The 22,096-nt window shown below is 69.2% G+C and carries 22 protein-coding genes; 12 read left to right on the top strand and 10 right to left on the bottom strand.

The window, feature by feature from the left end; all coding sequences use genetic code 11:
- Positions 1–52 precede the first annotated feature (52 nt).
- Positions 53–1,426 carry a hypothetical protein gene (locus AB0L06_RS42700; protein WP_500237431.1) on the bottom strand — a complete coding sequence of 458 codons (1,374 nt, stop codon included), beginning with the start codon at positions 1,424–1,426 and terminating at the stop codon, positions 53–55.
- A 580-nt stretch (positions 1,427–2,006) separates the two neighbouring features.
- A complete protein-coding gene (locus AB0L06_RS42695; RefSeq protein ID WP_500237430.1) occupies positions 2,007–2,585 on the bottom strand; it encodes a dihydrofolate reductase family protein in 579 nt (192 codons plus the stop codon).
- A gap of 152 nt (positions 2,586–2,737) precedes the next feature.
- Between AB0L06_RS42695 and AB0L06_RS42690 the strand changes: the two genes are divergently transcribed.
- Positions 2,738–3,772, top strand: a complete 1,035-nt coding sequence (locus tag AB0L06_RS42690; protein ID WP_500237427.1) for a sigma-70 family RNA polymerase sigma factor — start codon at positions 2,738–2,740, stop codon at positions 3,770–3,772.
- 108 nt (positions 3,773–3,880) lie between these two features.
- Here the strand turns inward: AB0L06_RS42690 and AB0L06_RS42685 are convergent, their stop codons facing one another.
- On the bottom strand, positions 3,881–4,282 hold the full coding sequence (locus AB0L06_RS42685) for an SgcJ/EcaC family oxidoreductase (protein WP_500237424.1): 402 nt from the start codon (positions 4,280–4,282) through the stop codon (positions 3,881–3,883).
- Between the two features lie 99 nt (positions 4,283–4,381).
- On the opposite strand from AB0L06_RS42685, the gene AB0L06_RS42680 reads away from it, so the two are divergent.
- Positions 4,382–5,041 carry a TetR/AcrR family transcriptional regulator gene (locus tag AB0L06_RS42680; protein ID WP_500237422.1) on the top strand — a complete coding sequence of 220 codons (660 nt, stop codon included), beginning with the start codon at positions 4,382–4,384 and terminating at the stop codon, positions 5,039–5,041.
- 59 nt (positions 5,042–5,100) lie between these two features.
- Positions 5,101–5,625, top strand: coding sequence for a hypothetical protein (locus AB0L06_RS42675; protein ID WP_500237420.1), 525 nt, complete (start codon positions 5,101–5,103; stop codon positions 5,623–5,625).
- 20 nt (positions 5,626–5,645) lie between these two features.
- On the opposite strand, the gene AB0L06_RS42670 is transcribed toward AB0L06_RS42675, so the two are convergent.
- Positions 5,646–6,083 carry an Lrp/AsnC family transcriptional regulator gene (locus tag AB0L06_RS42670; RefSeq protein ID WP_500237418.1) on the bottom strand — a complete coding sequence of 146 codons (438 nt, stop codon included), beginning with the start codon at positions 6,081–6,083 and terminating at the stop codon, positions 5,646–5,648.
- A gap of 156 nt (positions 6,084–6,239) precedes the next feature.
- Here AB0L06_RS42670 and AB0L06_RS42665 point away from each other — a divergent pair, with 156 nt between their 5' ends.
- The 3 genes from AB0L06_RS42665 (at position 6,240) to AB0L06_RS42655 (ending at position 9,057) form a co-directional block, all read left to right on the top strand.
- Positions 6,240–7,418 carry a trans-sulfuration enzyme family protein gene (locus AB0L06_RS42665; RefSeq protein ID WP_500237416.1) on the top strand — a complete coding sequence of 393 codons (1,179 nt, stop codon included), beginning with the start codon at positions 6,240–6,242 and terminating at the stop codon, positions 7,416–7,418.
- Positions 7,419–7,488: 70 nt separating this feature from the next.
- A complete protein-coding gene (locus AB0L06_RS42660) occupies positions 7,489–8,769 on the top strand; it encodes an amidohydrolase family protein (protein ID WP_500237414.1) in 1,281 nt (426 codons plus the stop codon).
- Positions 8,770–8,838: 69 nt separating this feature from the next.
- Complete coding sequence (locus AB0L06_RS42655; protein ID WP_500237412.1) at positions 8,839–9,057, top strand: hypothetical protein; 219 nt, start codon at positions 8,839–8,841, stop codon at positions 9,055–9,057.
- A 435-nt stretch (positions 9,058–9,492) separates the two neighbouring features.
- Here AB0L06_RS42655 and AB0L06_RS42650 read toward each other — a convergent pair whose 3' ends face one another.
- A complete protein-coding gene (locus AB0L06_RS42650; protein WP_500237410.1) occupies positions 9,493–10,491 on the bottom strand; it encodes an AraC family transcriptional regulator in 999 nt (332 codons plus the stop codon).
- 170 nt (positions 10,492–10,661) lie between these two features.
- On the opposite strand from AB0L06_RS42650, the gene AB0L06_RS42645 reads away from it, so the two are divergent.
- Both AB0L06_RS42645 and AB0L06_RS42640 read left to right on the top strand, forming a co-directional pair.
- Complete coding sequence (locus tag AB0L06_RS42645; RefSeq protein WP_500237408.1) at positions 10,662–11,636, top strand: NADP-dependent oxidoreductase; 975 nt, start codon at positions 10,662–10,664, stop codon at positions 11,634–11,636.
- A 12-nt stretch (positions 11,637–11,648) separates the two neighbouring features.
- Positions 11,649–12,095, top strand: coding sequence for a DUF6069 family protein (locus AB0L06_RS42640; RefSeq protein WP_500237406.1), 447 nt, complete (start codon positions 11,649–11,651; stop codon positions 12,093–12,095).
- Between the two features lie 191 nt (positions 12,096–12,286).
- Here AB0L06_RS42640 and AB0L06_RS42635 read toward each other — a convergent pair whose 3' ends face one another.
- The gene (locus AB0L06_RS42635) at positions 12,287–12,772 is read right to left on the bottom strand and encodes a hypothetical protein (RefSeq protein ID WP_500237403.1); all 486 of its coding nucleotides are present in this window, start codon (positions 12,770–12,772) and stop codon (positions 12,287–12,289) included.
- 414 nt (positions 12,773–13,186) lie between these two features.
- On the opposite strand from AB0L06_RS42635, the gene AB0L06_RS42630 reads away from it, so the two are divergent.
- Together AB0L06_RS42630 and AB0L06_RS42625 are read left to right on the top strand one after the other, a co-directional pair.
- Positions 13,187–13,567 carry a hypothetical protein gene (locus AB0L06_RS42630; protein WP_500237401.1) on the top strand — a complete coding sequence of 127 codons (381 nt, stop codon included), beginning with the start codon at positions 13,187–13,189 and terminating at the stop codon, positions 13,565–13,567.
- Between the two features lie 13 nt (positions 13,568–13,580).
- Positions 13,581–14,066, top strand: coding sequence for a YxiG-like protein (locus AB0L06_RS42625; protein WP_500237399.1), 486 nt, complete (start codon positions 13,581–13,583; stop codon positions 14,064–14,066).
- Between the two features lie 20 nt (positions 14,067–14,086).
- On the opposite strand, the gene AB0L06_RS42620 is transcribed toward AB0L06_RS42625, so the two are convergent.
- The 3 genes from AB0L06_RS42620 to AB0L06_RS42610 all read right to left on the bottom strand — a co-directional run bounded on the left by AB0L06_RS42620 (position 14,087) and on the right by AB0L06_RS42610 (position 17,110).
- The gene (locus AB0L06_RS42620; protein WP_500237432.1) at positions 14,087–14,770 is read right to left on the bottom strand and encodes a UTRA domain-containing protein; all 684 of its coding nucleotides are present in this window, start codon (positions 14,768–14,770) and stop codon (positions 14,087–14,089) included.
- A 561-nt stretch (positions 14,771–15,331) separates the two neighbouring features.
- Positions 15,332–15,886 (bottom strand): hypothetical protein, encoded by a 555-nt coding sequence (locus AB0L06_RS42615; protein ID WP_500237398.1) that lies wholly within the window; start codon positions 15,884–15,886, stop codon positions 15,332–15,334.
- 282 nt (positions 15,887–16,168) lie between these two features.
- Positions 16,169–17,110 carry a hypothetical protein gene (locus AB0L06_RS42610; protein WP_500237397.1) on the bottom strand — a complete coding sequence of 314 codons (942 nt, stop codon included), beginning with the start codon at positions 17,108–17,110 and terminating at the stop codon, positions 16,169–16,171.
- A 617-nt stretch (positions 17,111–17,727) separates the two neighbouring features.
- On the opposite strand from AB0L06_RS42610, the gene AB0L06_RS42605 reads away from it, so the two are divergent.
- Positions 17,728–19,299: a hypothetical protein gene (locus AB0L06_RS42605; RefSeq protein ID WP_500237395.1), complete on the top strand. Its 1,572-nt coding sequence runs from the start codon at positions 17,728–17,730 to the stop codon at positions 19,297–19,299.
- Positions 19,300–19,840: 541 nt separating this feature from the next.
- Here the strand turns inward: AB0L06_RS42605 and AB0L06_RS42600 are convergent.
- Positions 19,841–20,809, bottom strand: a complete 969-nt coding sequence (locus AB0L06_RS42600; protein ID WP_500237393.1) for a zinc-binding dehydrogenase — start codon at positions 20,807–20,809, stop codon at positions 19,841–19,843.
- A 449-nt stretch (positions 20,810–21,258) separates the two neighbouring features.
- On the opposite strand from AB0L06_RS42600, the gene AB0L06_RS42595 reads away from it, so the two are divergent.
- Positions 21,259–21,774, top strand: a complete 516-nt coding sequence (locus tag AB0L06_RS42595) for a hypothetical protein (protein ID WP_500237391.1) — start codon at positions 21,259–21,261, stop codon at positions 21,772–21,774.
- Positions 21,775–22,096: the final 322 nt, after the last annotated feature.

Genomic DNA, 22,096 nt, shown 5'->3' with positions numbered 1-22,096 from the left:
GCTCCGCTGCTGCCCACACCGAGCCGGCCACCTCGCCAAGGCCATCCACGTCCTACAAACCCGCGAAGCCCAAACTCACTGAAAAAGGCTCAGTGACGTTCCGGCGGGCGTCCACGTCGCCCTCGGCGTCCAGTTGGCCATGGACCACCAGCCGCGGCGGGCCGTCGTGTGTCTCCAGGACGTTGTCGACGGTCAGCCCGCCCTGAAGGGTGAGGCGTTCCTTGACCAGGGCCCGGCGGGTGGCCAGATCGTCCAGGTCCGCCTTGCCGGCCGCGACGGTTCCCCACTGACGCTGTCCGGCGCCCTGGAACACATTCACCCCAGCGGGCGGGAATTCGATCCACCCGTCACTGGTGTTCCTGCCCTGGACCCAGTCGGTGTTGACGCCGGTGAGGTCGGCCTTGTCGGCGGTCACGGTGCCCTTGTCGTTGGTGCCGCCTGTGCGCCATACGATCACTCCACCCTGAGTGAAGGTCATGGTTCCTTCGCCGCTGTTGGGTCCTCCTATCCACGGGGTGAACACGTTGTCGAAGTGGCCATCGCCGGCCGTCAGGCTCCCTTTGCCGCTGGAGTTGTTGGAAAGCTCCGCCCCGGCGCCGGTGAAGGTGACGCGCCCCTTGGTCGCTTTCGTTGCCCCCTGGACCCAGGGGGTGTCGATGCCGGTGGTGGCGGTGAGGGTTTCCAGGACGGGGTAGCGCACCTGAACGGTGGTGGTGAGGAAGTGTTCCTGTGGGGGTGTGGTGCGGGAGGTGGCTTGGAGGGTGTAGGTGGTGGCCCGTGTCGGGGCTGCCGTCGGCGACCAGGAACGTTTGCCCCCAGTGATGGTGTCTGACCCTGCCGGGGACAGGATCCTGTAGTCGAAGTCGTCGGACCCCTCCCAGCTCAGCGTGAGGGCGTCTCCGGGCTCCAGCAGGGCCTTGTCCGGGCGGAAGTCACGCGGCGCGGGAATGGGCTGTGGGGTGGCCTTGACCAGCGCCACCGCCGCGTAGGTGGTCGGCCTCGGGGTGCGTCCTGCCTGGATGAGAGTCTCCGCCACCGACAACACCACCGGCCCAGCGCCAACGGTGACAGTGACACCGGCCAGCGTGAGGATCACGCAGTCGCCGGGAAAGAAGAAGTCACCACGTGGGTTGCCGGCGGTGGCTTTGAAGCTATCGGTGCCCTGCGGACCAAAGCTCACCGGGGTCGAGAAGTTCTTTGTGGTATCGATGTGCTGGCCGGTGGGGCTGATGCCGGTGGTACTGGGAGTGAGGGCGTCAACGCTGGAGCCGACCGGCACCGTCACCTCGATCTCCAACCACTCCACCACGTTTGGCGTGGTGTTGGTGACGATCAGGTACACCGTTCCCTTGGACGGAGATCTCTGGGCCTCCGAAGCCTCCAGCGACGCTGGATCGGTGAGAACGGCATAGGTCAGCTTGGGCATGAGCCGCGACTCCTGGTTCTGCTGAGGGTGCAGGCCGGTGACCCGCACGCGATGAAACGGACCGGGCGGGGACAGGCGGCGAGGCCGGCGACGCACCCTCGAATCCGTCACATGTCCGCACCACAGAAGGTCACCCTTCCCTGATCCAAACGCCGGGCACCGGAGCGGACAAGAGCGCTCAAGGTGGCTATAGCAGGGCGATTCGGCAATATCAACGACGTCTTGACGGAAGCACGCGACCCCGACCAGAGACATCGGTCACCAACTCAAGGGGGAAGGGTGCGGAGGCGGATGAATTGCTCGCCACGCTCGCGCCGCAGACGCCTACGACACGAAGCCTGCGAAGAATCACGACATCGGTCCTGCAAAAGTCACAACACGCCTGCGTCCGCAGCGTTCGCCCAGCGCCGCACCCGCCATGAGCAGCACGGCGAACGGGAGCGTGTAGGCAATGATCGTCCATTCGAGATCGGCGATGGTGGCGTGCAGGTCCAGCGCGATCGCGTGCAGGGACGTGGTGACCGGCGAAAGGGCCTCCGCCCTGCGCGAGCAGGGCGGAGGCGGTTCTTCGACAGGGCGGTCAGGCGTCGCGAACGGGCCGGTAGGTGAGTAGGACGATGCCCTCGCCGATCGTCCGCGCGCTCACGCGGCGCAGATTCCTGTTGACGCCGGACGCGAAGAACAGGCGCTCGCCCGTCCCCACCACGACCGGGTGGATCTTCAGCCGCAGTTCGTCCACCAGGCCCTGTTCCACCAGCGAGTGGATGAGCTGCCCACTGCCGTAGACGACGACGTCCCCGTCCACGTCGCGCCGTAGCGCCGCGACACCGTCCGCCAGCTCGCCCTTCAGGACCGTTGCGTTGACCCAGGGGAGTTCCGTGATGGTCGAGGACGCGACGTACTTGGGCACGGCGTTGAGCCGGTCGGCCCACTCACCCGTCCGGGACGGCCAACGCTCGGCGAACCACTCGTAGGTCCGGCGGCCCAGCAGCAGCGCCCCGAGGGCCTGGGACTCCTCGAGCTCTTCCGCGGCCCATGCCGGGCCGTCCGGGGACTCGTCCGGACGGAACCAGGCGCGCCCCTTCAGGCCCTCCTCGCCGACCGGGTCCTCGATGACTCCGTCGAGCGAGACGTTCGTGCTGACGACGATCTTTCCCATGGTCGTTCTCCTTGCCGATGTCGTGACTGCCACCGGTGCAGACGCCACGCGTCCGGGAAAGGGGGCGCTGCGGACCCCGGATAATCCGGCGTTCGCCGACCGCCCCCTTCACGCCTCGGCCGACGTCCATACAGGGTGGAAACGGAACGAACATGGGAGAGGCGGCGGACGTGGACGTGATGGGGGCCGAGCTGATCGGCAGGGCGCGGAGCGGGGACGGGGAGGCGTTCCGGACGCTCACCGAGCCGCACCGCCGGGAGCTGCTGGTGCACTGCTACCGGATGCTCGGTTCCCTCCAGGACGCCGAGGACGCGCTGCAGGAGACCCTGGTGTCCGCCTGGCGCGGCCTCGCGGGGTTCGACGGACGCGCCTCGCTTCGCACCTGGCTGTACCGGATCGCGACCAACACCTGTCTCAGCGCGCTTCGCTCGGCAGGTCGCCGTCCGACCAAGCAGGGCGCCCTCCCCGCGTTCGACCTGCCGGAGCCGACGCGCTTCGGCGAGGTCGTCTGGCTCCAGCCCTATCCGGACGCGCTGCTCGAAGGGGCGATCGACCGTCCGCCCGGCCCGGAGGCGCGGTTCGAGCAGACCGAGGCCGTCTCACTGGCCTTCGTGACCGCCCTCCAGTTGCTGCCGCCCCGCCAGATCGCCGTCCTGATCCTGCGGGACGTCCTGGGGTATCCGGCCGCCGAGGTCGCCGGCATGCTCGACACCAGCGTGGACTCGGTCAAGAGCGCCCTGAAGCGGGCGCGCGCCGGACTGCGGGAGCACCGGTCCGCGGACGCCGACCACGCGCCGCCTCCGCCGCCCGGTTCGTCCGCCGAGGACGCGATCGTCGCGCGGTTCGTCAGCGCCTTCGAGTCCGCCGATGTGGACGCCCTGGTCGGCATCCTGACCGACGACGTCTTCATCTCCATGCCGCCGCTGCCCCTGGAGTACGAGGGCGTGGACGTCGTGGCCCGCTTCTGCGGGAACATCTTCAGCGCGGGGCGCCGATTGGACCTCGTCCCGGTACGGGCGAACGGGCAGCCCGCGTTCGGCGTATACCTGCGCGCCGCGTCCGGCGCCCGGCACGGGACGGGCATCTTCGTTCTCACCCTCGCCGACGGCCGGGTCCGTGGCATCACCCGCTTCGAGAACACCATGCTCCCGGCGTTCGGCCTCCCACGCTCACTCCCTCCCCGGTGAACTCGTGCTTGCATGGTCTAGTTGGTAGGCGTCGCCGGCCACGACCATGCGGATGCCGACCGACGCGAAGTTCGTGCGCCGCTGCGGAACGGCGCGACGCGGTGATGCTCAACCGGCGTGGACCTGGGTGTTCTGGTTCGCGTGCAGCAGCCAGGCCCCGTCGTCCTGCTTGGTCATGACGTACAGCGGGGCGCCCTCGGAATCGCCGTCGGGGGAGTGGTAGACCTGCTTGACCTTGACGGCGGCCACGTCCGGACGCAGGAACTGGGTGTGGACGACCTCGTAGGTGACCCTTCCGTCCCAGTCGGCCTTGGGGAGCACGGCGCGCGTGAACTCGGCGATGGCGTCGAGACCGATCAGGACCTTGCCGTGGGCGGTCGTCCACAGCGCGTCGGGGTGGAACAGCGCCAGGAAGCCCTCGGCGTCCTTGGTCTGCTGCGTGCGCTCGACGGTGGCCACGACCTCTGCGATCGCGTTGATGTCGGCGGTCGAAGTGGATTCGGCGTTCATGACGGGTCCTCGCTTCCCCAGTGCGGAGCGACTTGCTCCGCACGATGAGGAGGACGATATTGCGGAGCGATTTATTCCGCAAGGTCTAGGATGACGGGCATGGGCATCTCCAGACAGCAGCAGGCCCGGCAGGCCGAGGTCGCGCGCAACGACGAAGCCCTCCTCCGGGCCGCCCGGCGGGTGTTCGCCCGCGACGGGGTGCACGCCTCGGTCAACGCGATCGCCGAGGCCGCAGGGGTCGGCGTGGGCACGCTCTACCGCCGCTACAACGGCAAGGCCGCCTTGTACGAACGACTCCTGGTACTCGCGAACCAGCAGTGGTCGGTGGCCGTGCGCACGGCCGCCGACCACCCCGACCCCTGGCAGGGACTGCAGGGCCTGGTCGTTGAGAGCGTCGAGTACGGCCAGGGCACGCTGGCCCCGCTGGGGAAGCTGACCTCGCTGCCCCCGCAAACGGCCGCCCTCGCGGACGCGGCCGACCGCGACTTCGAAGCCCTGGTCGACCGCGCACACGAAAGCGGCGGACTACGCCGCGACGTGACGGCGACCGACATCCTTCTTCTCATCGAGCAGCTGGGCCTGTCGCCGTTGGTCGAACAGATCCAGGAGCTGGACGACGCCGAGCTCACCGCGGAGGCGCGGGCCGCCCGCCGCCGCCTGATCGCGATCGCCCTGGGCGGCCTCGCCGCCGCGCCGCGCGCCGACCTGCCCGACCCGGCCCCCGCGCTGCGCCTGCTGACGGCCCGCTGGCAGACCTGAGACGTCCAGGCGACGGAATCCGCGTGCCTTGATCGTCACTCACACCCGATAATGCCTCGGTGAGTGACCTGGACTTCTTCGTCGATCTGATGACCACAGGCACCGTCCTGGGCATCGACCACACCAGTGACCTGGCAACGGTGGAGGGCGTCCTCGGGCCTGGCTGCACGTCTGAGCTCTCACCGTCCGTGAGGCTCTCCGACTTCGGCCTCATCGAGTTCGGCTGGTACCGGAGCGGGCCCCAAGACGAATGGGAGGTGACCTACTTCGGCGCTCAGACCCACCGGCTGCCATGGCTGACCCGCGACGGTTCGATCGAGGCCGCTCTGGTCGACCGCTACGGCGACTTCCGGCCTCGGCTCGATTTCGACGAGCTGCACACGGCTGTGCAGGCCCGTGGATTCACGCTGGAGGAGTGCCCTTCGCTCAACGACGACTGTGTTGAGTATTGGGAACCCACGACACGGATGGGGCTCGTCGTGAACTCGGAACCGGACGAGTCCGGATGGGGCCCTGCCGGCACAGTCCTCAAGATGCTCGGGCCGCATGCCGGGGACCGCCCTTCCACGAACACGCGCCCCTGATCAATCCGGGGAGAAGGGGGTCAGGTGTTGTCGAGGGTCTTCATGATGACGAAGCTGTTGACCGTGGCGACCCCTGGCAGGGACGCGAGCCGGGTGGCGTGGAAGTCCTCGTAGGCGTCCAGGTCGGCGACCTCCACGTGCAGCAGGTAGTCGAAGCTGCCGGTGATGTGGTGGCAGGCCCGCACCTCGGCCAGCTGCGTCGCCGCGGTCTCGAACGCGGTGACGTCCGCGCGCACGTGCCGGACCAGCCGCACCCCGGCGAACACGCGCAGCCCCCGTTCCACGGCCTTGGGGTCCACCACCGCCCGGTAGCCGCGGATCACCCCGCTCTCCTCCAGCTGCCGTACTCGGCGCAGGCACGGCGAAGGTGACAGGCCCACCCGCGCGGCGAGCTCGCTGTTGCTGATCCTCCCGTTGCTCTCCAGCACCGCCAGGATCGCCCGGTCCGTCTCATCCATGATGAGCAGATTATTGCCGAGACGACCATTCCTGCGACACATCCCGCCTGTGAGCTACGCAATTGTGTGCCGAATGTGCTGGCAAGCGGGTCGCGGTAGCGTCACGGCCCCGCATGCTGGCTGCGAACGAACCGTTGGGCTACCGAAGGGCCAGCCATGCCGGGCCGCAGCACCGTCACCGTTCACGCCGACCGCCACGTCCACCCCGACTCCGCCGTGGCGCCCCCGATCTACCAGACCGCGGCGTTCTCCGGAGGAGACGGCGAAACGTTCGCGGTGGGCGCGACCGAGCCGCGCGGCAAGAGCTTCTACACCCGGTTCGGCAACCCCAACCACGCCCAGGTCGCCGCGGTCCTGGCGGAGTTGGAGGGCACCGAGGCGGCGATGGTCACCGCCTCCGGCATGGCCGCGATCACCACCGCCGTCCTCGCCCTGGTCTCCGCCGGCGACCACGTCGTCGGGCAGAGGTCGACCTACGGCGGCACCGCCTCCCTGCTGCTGAACCTCCTGCCGCGCCTGGGGGTCTCCGCCACGGCCGTCGACCAGCGCGACCCGGAGGCGTTCGAGCGGGCCGTCACCCCCAAGACCCGCCTGATCCTGCTGGAGACGCCCAGCAACCCGCTGCTGCACGTCACCGACCTGCGCGCCATCGCCGGCCTCGCGCGCGCCCACGGCATCACCACACTGGCCGACAACACCTTCGCGACCCCCCTCAACCAGCGGCCCGCCGAGTACGGCATCGACGTGGTGTGGCACAGCGCCACCAAGTACCTCAACGGGCACACCGACGTCTCCGCCGGAGCCCTCGCCGGCCCTGCGAGGATCCTGGACCGCATCTGGGACACCAGCCTGCTCACCGGTGCCACCCTCGGCCCGATCGACGCCTGGCTGCTACTGCGGGGCATCCGCACCCTGCCGCTGCGCATGCCCCGCCACAACGACAACGGCCTGGCCCTCGCACGGTCCCTGTCCGAGCACCCGGCCGTCGCCCGGGTCCACTACCCCGGCCTGGAGTCCCACCCGCAGCACAAGCTCGCCGTCGACCAGATGAGCGGCTTCGGCGGCGTCCTCGGCGTCGAGTTCACCGGCGGCTTCGACGCGGCCGACGCCTTCCTCGGCCACCTGCGCTACTCCCGGCGCTCGGCCAGCCTGGGCGGTGTCGATTCCCTGGCCGTCCACCCGGCGTCGATGTGGCGCGGCATGCTCAGCGACGAGCAGATCACCCAAGCCGTCCCGCCCGGCCTGATCCGCCTGGCCGCCGGCACCGAGGACACCGCCGACCTCGTCGCCGACGCCCTCGCCGCTGCCGACGCCGTCCTCGCCGCCCGGACCTGACCACCTCGACGCAAGCGGCCTACCTGGCCGCGGACCACCCTTTGACCGTGCACGTGCAAGGAGCGACACCATGAAGGCCCTCATCACCGGCGGCACCGTCGTCACCATGGACCCGACACTCGGCGACCTGGCCCGCGGCGACGTCCTCATCGAGGACGGGCGGATCATCGAGGTCGCACCGCGCATCGACACGCCCGACGCCGAGGTCATCGACGCGAGCAAGCGGATCGTGATGCCCGGCTTCGTGGACAACCACCGCCACGCCTGGCAGACCGCCTTCCGCGGCGCGGGATCCGACTGGACCTTCCCCCAATGGGCCCAGGCCATGCACCGCACCGTCAAGCCCCACTACACCCCCGAAGACGTCTATATCGCCACCCTCCTGGGCCGTCTGGAAGCCCTGCACTCCGGCGTCACCACCATGCTGGACTGGTACCACGTCGCCCAGTCCCACCAGCACGAGGACGCCGCCATCGCCGCCCTCACCGACGCCCCCGGCCGCTCCGTCTTCTGCCTCGGCGCCGGCTGGGGCGGCGACAGCGCGATCGAGGACGACATCCGCCGCGTGCGCGCCACCCTGACCGGCGGCGGCCGCATCGACCTGGCTCTCGGCATGCGCGGACCCGGCGCCACCGGCATCGACGCCACCGCCCGCGAGGTCGAACTCGCCGACGAACTCGACCTGCGCATCAGCCTCCACCTCGAAGCCCCCGGCGTCATCACCGAACTGCACGAACACGGTCTGCTCCGCGACACCCTCACCGGCGTCCACGGCAACGGCATCGGCGTGGACGAACTACGCCTGCTCGCCGACGCCGGCGGCTCCCTCTCCATCAGTCCCGACGTCGAACTCAAGATGGGGTTCGGCGCCCCCATGACCGGCCTCGCCCTCGACGCGGGCCTGCGCCCCACCCTGTCCATCGACGACGTCCCCTCCGCCGGCGGCGACATGTTCTCCGCCCTGCGCACCGCCTTCGCCGTCCAGCGCGGCATCGACGGACGCCTGCGCTCCCGCGACCTGCTCGACTTCGCCACCATCGACGCCGCCGCCTCCATGGGCCTCGCGGCCCGCACTGGCAGCCTCACCCCCGGCAAGGACGCCGACATCGTCCTGCTGCGCGCCGACGACCTGACCGTCTTCCCCGTCACCGACCCTGCCGGGAGCATCGTCAGCCAGGGCCACCCCGGCCTGGTGGACACCGTCCTGACCGCCGGCCGCGTCGTCAAGCGTCACGGTGTGCTCGTGGACGTGGACCTGCCCGCCCTGCGGGAGCGCCTGTTGGCCTCCCGCGACCGGATCGCCGCCGACGCGGGCGTCGCGCTCGACGGCACCTGGCAGCCCACCGTCTGAGCCGCCCCTCGCACCTCGGATGCCGAGCCGCCCGGCCGGGCGCTCCACGACCACCTGGCGCTACTGGCGTTGCTGTTCGGGGCGCTCGGCACCGCGCTGGGCGCGGCGACCGGTCAGCCTCGCGCCACGGTCTTCGGCATCACCGCCGGCGTGGGCGTCGCGTCCTACGCCCTCAACGGGTTCGCCCCGCAGATCGGCGCGGACGCCCTGCGCTACGCCACGCCCTTCCACTACTACATCGGCACCCACCTGATGACCAGCGGTTTCACCCGGTCCCGATCCTGGTGATGGCCGCCTCCTCCCTCGTCCTGCTCGCCCTCGGAACGTGGCGCTTCAACGCTCTGCGCGTTCCAGCGCCGACCGCAGGCGCCCTTGTCGAGTTTCGGAACGCCACCGCAGAGGACAGCACACGCGCGGCAGTGTCGTTCGGACTCGACAAGGCCGAGCTCGCCACGCGTGGCTGGTGGTGGCGGCGCCTCCCCGACCCCCGACCATGGCCGCACACCGAATGACGCATCCCCTCCGACCTCCACGCGGACCGTTCGCATCAATGTGCTGTGGCGATCAGGTACGGCGTTCCGAACCCGGTAGAGAACCTGTCACCTGGTCATCCGTTGAGGGCGATGTTGATGCCGACCTCTTCGAATGCTTCGCGGGCGGCCGCGTGCGGGAGGGGGTCGCCGTGGTCGAGCCGGCTGCTGCCGAGCTCCGATTGCTTCTTCGTCAGGAGGAGGCGGGGGCGTGGGCGGGATCGGAGTCCGCCGGGTTCGGCTTGTCGGGAGAGCGGCTGTCACGTCGGTAGCGTCCGGGCGGGAGGTTGAATTCGCGTTTGAACGCGTTGGCGAAGGCGAACTCCGAGCCGTATCCGACCTGTTCCGCTACAACGCTCAGCGGAGCGTCGGAGTCGCGCAGCAACCGCATTGCGGTCGTCATTCGCCACCAGGTCAGGTAGGCCAGCGGTGGCCGTCCCACGAGGGCCGTGAAACGTCGGGAGAAGGCGGCCCGCGACAGTCCCGCGTGTGCGCCCAGGCCGGCGACGGTCCAGGGATGCGCGGGGTCGCGGTGGATCGCTTCGAGGGCGGTGCTGATGGCCGGGTCGGCGAGTGCCGCCGCCCAACCGGTGGCCTCGCCGCCCACCGGCTGATCGGCGAACCACGCCCGCAGGATGTAGAGCAACAGCGTGTCCAGCAGAGCGGGCACGAGGGCCCCGGCGCCGGGCTGGGGTTCCTCGAGTTCTGCGCCGAGTAGGTCGACCGCGGCGCGCAGCCGGGGATGATGCCCCAGTTGGGCGGGCAGATGCAGCAGCGGAGGCAGATCGTCCAGCAGCGGGTGAACGCGAGCGGCGTCGAGTTGGTAGGCCCCGCACAACGTCACCGTCGTCAGGGATCCGGGGCGCGCCCGGCCGGCCGGCGCGGCGGCATACCTGCGTTCGAACCTGACGTCCTCCTGCGGGTCACAGACGTGTTCGGCCAGGGGAGTGCTCGGGGCATCGGCCAGGCCGTGCCGGCTCGCATGCGGAAGGAACACCACGTCGCCGACGGCCAGCGGGAACGGGTCACCCTCTTCAGGGATGAGCCAGCAGGGGCCGCGCAGGACGATCTGGAATCCCGCCGCCCCCGGCACCGTGCGGAATCGCTGCCCCCACGGCGCCGACCATTCGACCAGGGCCGACCGTGGCGCGCCGGTGCGCATCACCGCGATCACATCGCTCAGCACGTCCATCTCCGGATCCTAGCGATGGTTCATAAGGCGAAGACGTTCTCTTAAGAATCGGAGATGAACACGCATTGGTCGTCTTGGGCATCGGCCCTACGGTCGAACCATTCCAAGATCAGTAGGCATCCGTGCCCGTGCGAAGCGCGGGCACGGGGCCGCTCAAGACAGGACGACACATGGAACCAGAACCCGTATCGGGCCGGCGCGCCAAGAGCCCGAGCGCGATGATGATGGCGGCACGCGTCCATGACTTCGGTGGGCCCGAGGTGATCCGCTATGAGCAGGCGCGCCGTCCGGACCCCGGACCGGGCGAGGTGCTGGTGCGTGTCGCTGCCGCCGGGTTCAACCCGTCCGACATCGGCTTCCGGGCCGGTTACATGCGCGACATCGTCCCGTTGGACCTGCCGTTCACCCTCGGCTCCGAAGCCGCCGGGACGGTCGTCGGAGCGGGAGACGGCGTCGAGGGCTTCGCGATCGGCGACCATGTCGTCGGCATCATCGACGGAGGCGGCGCGGCGGCCGAGTACCTCATCTCTTCCGCCGGACGGCTGGCACATGCTCCGTCCAGGATCCCCCTCGCCCACGCCGCAGCGATTCCGGTCGCCGGTCTGACCTCCTGGCAGGCGCTTTTCGAGCACGCCCGCGTTGAGCCGGGCACCCGGATCCTCGTCAACGGCGCGGGCGGCGGCGTGGGCATGTTCGCCGTCCAACTGGCCCGCCATAGCGGCGCGCACGTCATCGCCACCGCAGGTCCGCGCAGTGCGGATCGGGTCCGCGGCTACGGCGCCGAGCAGATCATCGACTACACACGGGTCTCGCCGCATCAGGCGCTGGACCACCCGGTGGATCTGGTGCTCAACCTCGTCCCGATACCGCCCGAGACCGCGGAGGCGCTGTGTCGGGTCGTCCGTCCCGGCGGTTCGCTCGTCTCGATCACCGTCCCGGTGACGCCCCCGGTCGGAACCGGCGTGGCCGCCACACACTTCGTCGCCCGCAACGACCCCGGTCAGCTGGCCGAACTCATCGCCCTCGTCGACTCGGGTGTGGTGCGTGTGGACATCACGGCGGCCCGCCCGCTCACCGAGCTACCGGCCGTGCACCGCGACGCCGAAGCCGGCCGCACGAGCGGCAAGACCATCCTCATCCCCTGAAAGAGCGCTCTGATGACCACCACTGTCACTCGCTCGGCCGCCCTAAGCCTTCGCCTTCACGCATCCGCGATCGGCGGAGCCGTCCTGGCCACTGCCCTGGTGTGGGCCGCCGCCCGCGGCCTGGGCGCGAAACTTCGCGTTGATCCCGGTGATGGACGGACGGCCATGGTTCTCGGCCTGCCGCTCATCGTCGGTGCCACGCTCGCCGTCTCCCTGCTCGCCTCAGCAACGCGAGCAGTGCTGGATCGGTTGACCGACCGGGCTCCGGCCGTCTGGACCGGATTGGCCGTCACTGTGTTGCTGGTGTCGTCCGTGCCCGTGCTGTACGTCGAGGCATCCGGGAGCACGAAGGGCACGCTGGCCTTGATGCACCTGGTCGTCGCCGCCGTACTCATCGCGCTCCTGGGCCGCCGAAACGGCGTTCGCGCCGCTCCTCACCTCGACCGACCTGAAACGTAGTGCTCGTCAAGCCGCCGTCGGTCGACGGTCGTGAGGAGGTCTGCGCAAGCACAGGACGAACGTCTCCTGTTCGTCGCGCCGGTTGGCGGAGTTCGCGCCGTTGGAGGGTTCCCCGACGTTCAGGCCCTCCTCGATCTCCCGCTGGAGATCCGTAGCCGCAGGCAGCGGGCCAATATGTGGAATCAGAGATGTCAAGCCACGTGCTTGTGGATCACTCCGAGGCAGAGGCCGCCAGGCACGTGGCTCTCCTTGTCTCGTGGGAAGAACACTGCGCAGACGTCGGCTGGGCGGGTGCGGATGCTGGACTGTCTGCCGAACGTCAGATTGGGCTCGATCGCGTGCTCGCATTCGGCGGCGTCCAATGCCGCGATCAACTCGTCACGGCGCACGGTGGCTGAGTGTGAGTTGGAGTCGGGCAGCACGATCGCCGGCAGCTCGGCCACGGAACCTGCCTGGAGCCTGATCCAGATGCCGCTGACGGATCGTCGCGTGACGACCAGGTCCAGGTCGCCCCAGGAGTAGGGGTAGCCGTCGATGTCAGAGCCCATCATCCGGATCGCTGGGTGCGGGCGCCCCTGGCCGAGGATTCCTTCGGCCTCGGCAAGGGGCATGCCGCAGTGGAGCGGCCCGACGCAGCCGGTTCGACTGAAGGCGACCAGTAGGTTCATCAAGGTCACAGACGTGACTGTGGCATCCAGGTCGGTCGCGGCGCATCTGGATATCTCGGCTACGCAGTTCGGGGAGTGCGAACACTACCCGGTTGCGAATCGGCTCATCTGCGGCGACCTGCAGTATCGCCTTCCACCGAGCCTCGGTGGGGATCTACGGCAGCTTGGTCAGCCGCGGGACCAAGCCTCGCTGGTGGCCACCGAACTCGCGGCCCGGTGTGTAGCGGCCCCGCGCGACCGCACTGGACTCGCGCTGCCATCACAATCCGGGCCGGCACCAGCGTTGTTGAACTGCTTGCCGCCGGAGTAAGGATCAAAAAAGGCCCCTCCCGACTCACCGCCCGGCACCTGCGCCAACTGCTGACGGCAGGCGGTGCACGCATCGAGCCCTCCGCCGGACCAATCCGCCCCGGCCCGGGTGAGGTGTTCGAGGTCGACCGGACGATCAACGCCTGCGGGCTGGTCTCCCTCGCCGGGCGACAACACCCGATCGGCTACCAGTTCGCCGGCCGCCGCCTGACCATCCGCATCAGCGGCGCCCTGCTGCACCTGACCGACGGACACACCCTGCTGCGCACGCTGCCCAACCCCCATACCGAAACAGACCTCGCCCAGATCCGTGACGCCCGCCCCGCCGGCCCTGAACCCCAACCGGCAACCGAACCCCTCCAGGCTCAACGTCGAGTCAGCAGTCGCGGCCAAATCGTCATCGCCGAAGTCGCCCGCACCACCACCAAACCCATCGCCCGGTTCAAAGCCCGCAAGCCCGAACCCGAACCCGAACGCAAGATCATCAACGGGTGATACAACTGCGCCCATGGATCCGGCGACGCTGCAACAGGCCCTCGAAGACATCTTCGACCAGGCCCTGGTCCGCCATGGGTTCGTCGACTACATGCGGGACTACGAACTCATCATCGAAGCGACCGCCGACCCGACGACCGGGATCGAACCCACACAGCTGCGCTACCTGTTCCGCTACTGCGTGCAGGCGAACTGCAGCACAACAGTGCGGGCGGACACCTGGCGAGACTCCCTGGATGACCGGCTCACCAACTACGAAACAGGCGCCGACCTCGACGGGTACGTCTGGGGAGTCAACTGGCAGGTCCTCTACCCCGGCGCCACCATCATCGCCGACTCCCCAACCGCCCACGAATGGGCCGTCGCAGTCGGCATCGACTTCCACGCAGTCCGTATCCAAACCAACGCCCACGACCTGACCCTGATCTTTTCCGACCTGCACGTCCAAGAACTCCCGGTCAGATCACCGCGCCCCGAACACCAGTTCCCGATTCAATAAAGAGCAGGAACAACGACAGATCATCTATCCGGAGTGTCACCCACCTCCCGAGCCAAATCTGTCGCACGGGTCATGAGCCCCGACATCATTCGTCGCGAGGTGCCACCGGTGGGCCGTCCGGGCTGATGGTGACGTGGGGCCAGTGGGCGGACTCGTCGCGTCGAAGTCGGGAGACCTCCTCGACACGGTCGCCGGGAATGATGACCTGGGTGACGTCGACGGCCTTCGTCCTTGGCGCTGTAGCTCGTGCGGACGATCTCCCAGATCGGCAGGTCCGCGGGGATCAGGAGGAGCTTGGTCTCGTCCGTGGTGGGCATGCGGACGCGTCGGCGCTCCAGCCACTCGAGAGGGCCGTGCCCCACGGCTTCGATGGCGTCGATCCATGCGCCTGGGCCGGTGCCGAAGGCGTCGTCGACCTCGGGCACCTCCTGCGAGATGCGCGGATGGATCCATGACGTGCTGATCTGGAACGCCGGCTCCCCTTCGGGGCCGGTCACCCGGAGCCGTCGCATGACCATCGAGTCGACCGGGACGTTCAGCATGTGCGCCAGGCGTGGATCGCTGATCGGAGCCTTGCCGATCTCTGGCGAGATGTGGTGGACCCACAGCTCGTTTCCCATCGCGGCGGGGAAGGAGTACCCGCCGGCCACCTGCTGACCGTCGCGCACATGACGGGTGTTGCGCCTGACAGTGTCGGTGCGCATCACGACCTTGCGGTGCTTGGGTCGGACGACCGCTGCTCGCCATGGCTGTTGTCGCCGCTCGGAGCGCCGTTGGTGGTGGACACACATCGCCCCCCTCGACGCATTTGCTTGCCGCCACACTCCCACCGAGTCACTGGACGCGCTCCCCCCAGCCGGTGAACAGGATGAGCCCTCCCAAGAAGATGGCGCCGATTCCTGCCAGCCCCTTGCCACGCAAGGCCTCGCACCAGCGTGAGTTCATCCGCGCGACTCTCGCGATGAGGGGAGCGCGCGAGTGTGATTCGACCGGCCCACACTGGCCTGACCTGATGAAGCCGCAGCCACCTCATGGACGAGCGGTTCGCCGTTCTGCAGGACGCGTCCGGGCGTCGATGCCGCCGCTCTTGCGGGGACCGGTCGTGCCGGCCAGCGCGGGGGCGCCCCAGGCCGCATCCCGGCGGCCACCACCTGATCAGCGTCGCCACCATCGCACCGGGCAGGAGTCGGATCAGCGTCATTCAGGGGGGAAGCCCCGCCTCACTTGGAGGGATGTCGGCGTCTCGCGGGATGCCTGCATGTCGCTCAGCCGGTCTTGATCCCGGCCAGGGCCATCGCGACGAGCTGCTTGAGCTGGTCGGGCGTGGGGCCGGGCAGTCCGGTGCTCTGAGCATGAATCACCACGTTGGCCCGTCGCGCGACCACGGTGGTCCTGACCAGCCCACCGGGGGTGTCGCCGAAGCGGCCGACGAGTTGGTGGGCTTCGTCGCCGAGGTTCGCGAGGTTCGTCACGGTGGTCGAGCTCGGGAAGATCCTGTCGACCCGGACGTCGGTGTCCACCTCGGTCCGGGCACTGTCGGCCCCGCTTCTCCCCTGGGACCGACGATGGAGCGAATACTCCACTTCCAGGGAGCCGGTGGACGGAGCGGCCTTCTCCCAGGTGCACTTGCTTGTCCGAATGCCTCCGATGTCCTTGGTGCCCGGGGTGCCGGCCACCGACGGCGCGCCGAGGGCCTGTTGGGCCTGACCGCCCAAGGCAAGACACGGGTCTGGGACGGTCTTGGTTTCGGGCGCAGAGAACGCCCCGGCGTTCCATTGATGCAGAACCAGGAACCACGCGACCATGACGACCGGGAACACGACAAGGAAGACCTTGCCCGCTGTCGGCAGGCGATGCCGGGGGCCGCGTCCGTACGGGGGAGGCGTCATGACAGTCCTCTCGGTGAAGGCGGCGCCCTCCACAGGGGCGCGAGCGTAACGGGGAAGATCGTGCATCTGACGGAGCGAGGGGATCAGGACGAGCACAAGCGTGGCTGGATTCGACCGCTGAACTCGGATCGCAGCACTGAATCCGGTCGCAGCCGGTCCGTGGACCGGGTCCGCTGTGCTCGGCCCATTCCAGGAGGCCCGGGGACGTCGTTTTCACCTGGATTGGAGGACGCCGATCACGGCGCGGGCGATGGCGGTCGCCTGAGCGCGGGCCGTCTGGTCGGGCAGGTTCGTCCCGGTCAGGCGCGGTCTGGCCGTTTCGGCGCTGCGCTTGGCGTCCAGGGGAGGAGCGGGGTGCAGGTTGTCCGAGCCTTCGAGCCGGACGGAGAACCAGACGTTCCTGACGCGCGCCGCGACGTAGGTGCCGCCGATGTCGTAGTTGCGGTCATTGCCGGGGCTGAAATCGCCGTTCCACACCTCTCGCTGCCGCATCGCGAAGGTGAATGCCTCGTCCCCCAGGCCGCGGATACTGCTGGCCGGACCCGTGTGCGCCTCGCCATCACTGACCGGATCGTGGTCATCACCTGCCAGCGTGCGCGCCCCGGCGATGTCCCGGCGCGCCTGGGCCTGGGTCTTGTCGCGGAAGACCCGCACGTAGAGGAAGCGGGCGCGGCTGGCATCGGTGTTGACCCAGCCGTAGTCCTGACGGTCGCCGGGCTCGTCCATGGCGTGGCGGGGCTTACCGGTCTTGAACTCCACCGGAATCGTCGCGATCATCGCGCGGAAGACGTCCGGGAGGGACGTGATGTCGCCGTTGCGGCCTCGCGTGGGGTTCGCCGGCGGGCTCGACGGCAAGACATCCCACGGCGGCGCACCGTAGGACGGCGTCGAGGGGGACGGGCCGGGCGTGGCCGCGTGGCCTCCGGAGGAGCATCCCGCCACCGTGACCGCCAGCACCGCCGCCACTGCGCCCAGGCCACAACGAACACCTGGGATTCGCATGCGTTCTTCCTCTCGCTCACTCTGGCTGAGGAGGGGCGGGCGGTCCGGGCTCTCTTCCGCATCGCCCGCATGGGGCGCACTCTCCGAGCCCGCGGGCAGCAGGCGAGATTGCTTGCCCGTTGACCAACTCCTCGACTGTGAAGAGCGCGCCACTTTACCGATCTTGTGATGATTTGCGCTAGGCCGGTTTGTGGTCACCTCACGCCCGGGGGAGTGGTGCCCCTCGTTCAAGACCGCGACCGACGCACTCAATCGGGTGGCGTGTTCGAGGACGACGACGCGACGCGCGTGGACGGCCCGCACATGGACATCGGCCCCTCGTCGCGCAGGCGCCGAGACTGCTGCTTCCCTTCAGGCCGCAGGGGACCGTTCGCCTTCTTGCGACGCTCCGTGCCATGTCCGACGCGTCGTAGCGTCCGCCGGGCGTAGTGGGTTCCGCCGGGGTCGCGCCGCCCCTTGTCCCCGGGCTCCCCGGGAGAAGCCCGATGGATGCCTCCTGTCGTGACCGGCCAGTCGTGACCGGCCAGTCGTGACCGGCCAGTCGGGTGCGGGCGGTCGGGTGCGGGCGGCGGGTCGTCCCGTCGTGCCGTTCCGGCTCCCGGTAGGTCTGGCGGGTCCGGCCGTCAGGTCCTCGTAGGTCGCTGCGGCTGAGTGAGGAATATCCCCTGGGTTCCCTGAGTGCCGTGGCCGCTTTCAGGCATCGCGCCGAGTGAATCGCCGACTCCCCGCCTGCAAGACTGGACGCCATGCCCAGCCCAGGGGAGGTCGGAATGGATGGCAAAAGGATCCGGTACCGGCTGAACGAGTTGCTCGACCTCGCCGAGCCGGACACCGCCCGGGTGATCCGTGATCGGGCCGGCGCGGCACTGACGGACGAAGCCGGTAAGCCGACGGCGTCGCCGCCTCCGGACTGGGACCGGCTGCTGGAGCTCGCGCCGCGCCACTACGCCGAGGTCGAAGAACGTATACGCGAGCCCAACGACGAGCTCGCCAGGCTCGTCAGCCAGTCGTGGAGCCCGCACGACCTCGACCCCCCGAGCGACGAGTCCGATCACCCTCCGCATTACCCTTCGCGGGCCCATCCGGACCTGGACGCCGCGGTCGAGCGTGACGATTGCCCTTTCGAGTTCATCGCCGCGCTGAGCGCGTTCAACGCCAGACATCGTCGCCAATTCATCATCCGGATCCTTAAGTCGCTGGAGCGCGGCGAGCGCACGCCCGCCATGGTCGTGCGGGACGCCATACCCGCCTCGGCAGTGTTGTCCCTCGCCGAAAGTGAATTCGGGGCCAGGGCTGCGTGGGCCCGGCCGGCGCTGGTGGCCGGAATCCGTGACCTGCTCGCCGAACACATCGGCACCGACGCGGACCTGCTCGGCGGTGTGATCAACCACATCTCCCTCCGGCCAGAGAGCCTCAGCGAGCTGATCGGCCGGGTCCGCCGACTGAACGGCGCCGCCAGGGCCGCCGCCAACGCGGAACAACCCCCGTTCGGGGGTACCGTCATCCGCAACATCCTGCTCGCCCTTGCCCCGCCGGAGACCGCCTTGGAGCTGGCGACGAGGCAGGAGCAGTATGCGCCGCTGCTGGCCGAGATGGCGGGTCACCTTCCGCTGTCTCCAGCCCTGGTGCATTTCGCACCGAGCCCCCCAGAGGGCAGCCATGCGGCAACTCGTGCCATGGTCCACAACGAGGACTTCACTGTGGCACACATGCGGCGTGCCCTCGCCGCCGGGCAGAACCGCAACCAGGACCTCCTCGAAGGAATCCTCAGCATTCGCGACATCACCGGGGGCCGGGTGCGCCTGGCCGCCTACGAGGGGCTGCGGGCCTTGGGCTGGCCAATGGAAAAACTCGTCGAGCTCGTGCGCCGGATGCCGCACACCGACGTCATCGAGATGGCCCAGCGCATGACACAGGTGGAGCAGCTCCACGAGTTCGTCGCGGCCTACGACGTCAACAACAAGTGCTGCACGATCCAGCTCTACGCCATACTCGCCGAGCGGGCAGGGCCGGAACCGGTGTGGAGGCTCCACCAGGAACGCACGGCACCCGACAAGCTGCTTCGGGAGCGGCAGCCCACGGTCCCCGCCTCGATCCTGACCGGAGACATCGAGCCGCTGCGGACAGCGGCGCGGCATTCCGGCCACGACGCTTGGGGGGATGCAGCCGTCGAGGACGACATCGACAGGTTCTCCTGGCCGCTGGCCGAGCTGTTCCAACAGCGCCTAGCCGGCCGCCCCGACAGCTGGCGGCAACTGGTGGACCTGATCCTCGCCGGAGACGAGCGGCCCTGGCCAGAACTCGTCGACGCGGTAACCGGCAACCCGGCAACCGGCCACTAGCCGCCGACACCCCGCCGCCGGAGACCGGCTCCTGCGCCGGCCGTGCTCGGTATGCCAACGCACGACCCAGCCAAGACCGTGGGGGAGCGGGGCGGTGGTGAACGCCCCGCGGTCCTCGCGACCGGATCGGCTCCGCCGCCGTCGGAAACGACCGCGGCCAGCTGGGCGGGGTCTCCTGCTGCCTCGATGTCGGGACTCGACGTCCACGAACGTGTACTCCAGCCCGCAGGCAGGGCAGCGCCTTGTCCCGCACCCGTCACACCGTCGAACCCACAGCTCCTCAGCGCAGGGCGACGCCGCGGGCTTGGCACCAGGTGCGGACGCTGCGGATGTCGACCAGGTCGCGGCAGAGCCGGAGCAACTCCGACACCGTGAGGAGGACGCCGGGGTGCGCGGCCGCGGCGACTCTGGCGAACGCGGGCCGTTCCAGGGCGGGAATCCTGGAGGTGGTCGCCGGATCCTTGAACAGCCGCGCTCCTCCGGCGGGGCGGAAACCCTCGGCGCCCCCTTCAGTGCGGACGCGGAGGGGGTTGATCGCAAGCTAGATCACCAGCAGCGTCTTCCCGAGTGCGCTGCGTGCCGCGATGGCGGCATGCGCGTCCCCGGCCTGCTCCAACGGGAAGGTCTGGCCGATGATCGGTCGGATCCGCCCGTCCGCCGCGAGCGCCAGCGCCCTGTCGAGAAGTTCCTTCGTCTTCCCCTCGGCCCTGTTGTTCAGGTCCATGAGGCTGATCGTCTGTGCCCCGCGCTGCCGGGCCGTGTGCGGGTCAACTTGGGCGAAGCCGCTGGAGGTTCCGTAGCTCACGAACCGGCCGCCGTGAGCCACCGCCTCGAACGCCTGGCTGCCGAGCTGACCGCCGGCGCCGTCGAACACGACGTCCACGCCGTTGCCGCCGGTCACGGCACGCACTCTGTCGGTCCAGCCGGCTTCGGTGTAGTCGAACGCCTCCTCGGCGCCCACCTCCCGGGCCAACTCCAGCTTGCGGGCCCCGCGAGCCGCGGCGATGACACGCGCTCCTGCCGCACGCGCAAGTTGCACGACCAACGCGCCCGTGCCGCCGGCGGCGGCGGTGACCAGCACCCAGGAGCCCTCCTTGATCTCGCCCGCGTCGGTGATGTTGACCGCGGTGGGACCGTCGTGCAGAAGCGCCGCCGCCTCGGAGAGGCCCAGGCCGTCGGGCACCGATGCCAGCTCTTCCGCAGAGACCGCGATCTGTTCCGCATAGCCGCCGTCCGATGTCCCGACGGCGACGCGCCGCCCCGTCCAGTCGGGGTCGACACCCTCCCCGACCGCGATCACGAGTCCGGCGCCACCATGACCGGGCACATACGGCGGACGAACCGGAAAGTAGTCCTTGCCCGCACCGCTGCGCAGCAGCGTGTCGAGGAAGATGACGTCGGCAGCGGACGTGCCCACCACGACCTCTCCAGGACCCGGGACGAGGGCAGGAGCCTCGTCCACCTCCAGGACCTCGGGGCCGCCGAATCGGTTGACCAGAATGCGCTGCATGACCATCACCCTTCCTGCGCCGACCGTCTCGGCGCCTTCATTGAGTAGTCTTCAACCTCAATCAAAGTTGAGGTCAAGTCCGGCCATCGTGAGGCCGCAGGCGCAGGTGCGCCCGCTTTGGTGTGGCTCTGCCCAGTACCGCACAAGTTCGGCAGGCACGGGCCGTCGGCGCTGCTGGCACCCACCGGTCCCCTCCTCCTCGACGTTTCGACCGCGATGTCCTCAACCGGGGACTGGCAGGGCGGCAGGGCGGCCGGCCTTGGCAGCGGAGTCCCATCCGGACGTCACGAACCCGCACTATCGGCAGCGGGGCTTCGCCGCAGCTGTGTCCGCGCATCGTCAGGCGCTCGGGGAAGGCGCCGCCGCAGGATCTTCCCGCCATGTGTAAACCGTCGGGGATCGTCAGGGGTCACACGTAGCAGTCTTGATCATCTTCCTGACGAACGGGGATGCACGTGTTGAAGATCAGCGTGACCACGGGGGCGGTGCTGGCCGCCGGAATCGCGTTGGCCGGCCCGGCCACTGCCGACACCGGTCACCAGGTCGGGGGAGCGACCTCGGACCGCGGCGCGGCCGTCTCAGCCGCCGGGACCGGCAGCTTCCACCGGACCGGCAAGATCCACCGCTTCACCGCCCGAAGCGTCCGGGGCGCCGCGGTATGGGGCACCTGGTACTGGGCCCGCGACAAGTACGGTGCGTTCGTGTGGCTGACCATCAAGGTCAAAGACACCCGCGCGGACGGCAAGAGCGCCGGGTACTGCTACTACCTGACCGGCCCGAAGGTGAACCTCCGGAACCGCTGCGGGGTCAACACCCTGGGCGCCAGGAAGACCTGGACCGATCACTGGGCCATGGAGTACTGGAACCAGGACCACATGAAGATCCGCGCCGCCGTCGGCAAACTCGACCGCAAGCGCAAAGTGTTCAACACCAGCGCCGAGGGGGCCTGGCTGAAACTCCGCTGACCCACCCACCGACGCTGCCCCACGGAAGGGTGTTCAAGCGGGCAGCGCTTGAACACCCCTCCTTCGGCCAAGACACCGGGGGCGGCAGCATCGACGGAGCCAGATCGGGGGAGCAGCCTGCTCCCAGGAGCAACGCCATAGCCCCACAAGGCCGAGCCCGCACATGCGCTGAGCGCGCATACCGGCTCCGGGCCGCACGCCCGCACCGGACGCTTTGACCACAACGTCGGTCTTGATCACTAACGTCCGGACACACTCGCGCCCCGTTCGTCGCCCTCCCATGCTCGAGGAGGTCGAAGTCAGCGACTGCGCCGCGCCTGCG

Source organism: Spirillospora sp. NPDC052269, assembly GCF_040679435.1.
In the GTDB taxonomy this organism is placed as follows: Bacteria; Actinomycetota; Actinomycetes; order Streptosporangiales; family Streptosporangiaceae; genus Spirillospora.
Note: the sequence above shows the minus strand (reverse complement) of the source record. Positions and strands in the feature narration are given on the sequence as shown.

Excerpts from the sequence above, each read along its gene's own strand:
- AB0L06_RS42695 (WP_500237430.1), bottom strand. The coding sequence starts at position 2,585 with ATGGGAAAGATCGTCGTCAGCACGAACGTCTCGCTCGACGGAGTCATC.
- AB0L06_RS42600 (WP_500237393.1), bottom strand. The coding sequence starts at position 20,809 with ATGCAGCGCATTCTGGTCAACCGATTCGGCGGCCCCGAGGTCCTGGAG.
- AB0L06_RS42660 (WP_500237414.1), top strand. The coding sequence starts at position 7,489 with ATGAAGGCCCTCATCACCGGCGGCACCGTCGTCACCATGGACCCGACA.
- AB0L06_RS42670 (WP_500237418.1), bottom strand. The coding sequence starts at position 6,083 with ATGGATGAGACGGACCGGGCGATCCTGGCGGTGCTGGAGAGCAACGGG.
- AB0L06_RS42665 (WP_500237416.1), top strand. The coding sequence starts at position 6,240 with ATGCCGGGCCGCAGCACCGTCACCGTTCACGCCGACCGCCACGTCCAC.
- AB0L06_RS42625 (WP_500237399.1), top strand. The coding sequence starts at position 13,581 with ATGGATCCGGCGACGCTGCAACAGGCCCTCGAAGACATCTTCGACCAG.
- AB0L06_RS42680 (WP_500237422.1), top strand. The coding sequence starts at position 4,382 with ATGGGCATCTCCAGACAGCAGCAGGCCCGGCAGGCCGAGGTCGCGCGC.
- AB0L06_RS42640 (WP_500237406.1), top strand. The coding sequence starts at position 11,649 with ATGACCACCACTGTCACTCGCTCGGCCGCCCTAAGCCTTCGCCTTCAC.
- AB0L06_RS42595 (WP_500237391.1), top strand. The coding sequence starts at position 21,259 with ATGCACGTGTTGAAGATCAGCGTGACCACGGGGGCGGTGCTGGCCGCC.
- AB0L06_RS42700 (WP_500237431.1), bottom strand. The coding sequence starts at position 1,426 with ATGCCCAAGCTGACCTATGCCGTTCTCACCGATCCAGCGTCGCTGGAG.
- AB0L06_RS42645 (WP_500237408.1), top strand. The coding sequence starts at position 10,662 with ATGGAACCAGAACCCGTATCGGGCCGGCGCGCCAAGAGCCCGAGCGCG.
- AB0L06_RS42605 (WP_500237395.1), top strand. The coding sequence starts at position 17,728 with ATGGATGGCAAAAGGATCCGGTACCGGCTGAACGAGTTGCTCGACCTC.
- AB0L06_RS42685 (WP_500237424.1), bottom strand. The coding sequence starts at position 4,282 with ATGAACGCCGAATCCACTTCGACCGCCGACATCAACGCGATCGCAGAG.
- AB0L06_RS42620 (WP_500237432.1), bottom strand. The coding sequence starts at position 14,770 with ATGCGCACCGACACTGTCAGGCGCAACACCCGTCATGTGCGCGACGGT.
- AB0L06_RS42650 (WP_500237410.1), bottom strand. The coding sequence starts at position 10,491 with ATGGACGTGCTGAGCGATGTGATCGCGGTGATGCGCACCGGCGCGCCA.
- AB0L06_RS42690 (WP_500237427.1), top strand. The coding sequence starts at position 2,738 with ATGGGAGAGGCGGCGGACGTGGACGTGATGGGGGCCGAGCTGATCGGC.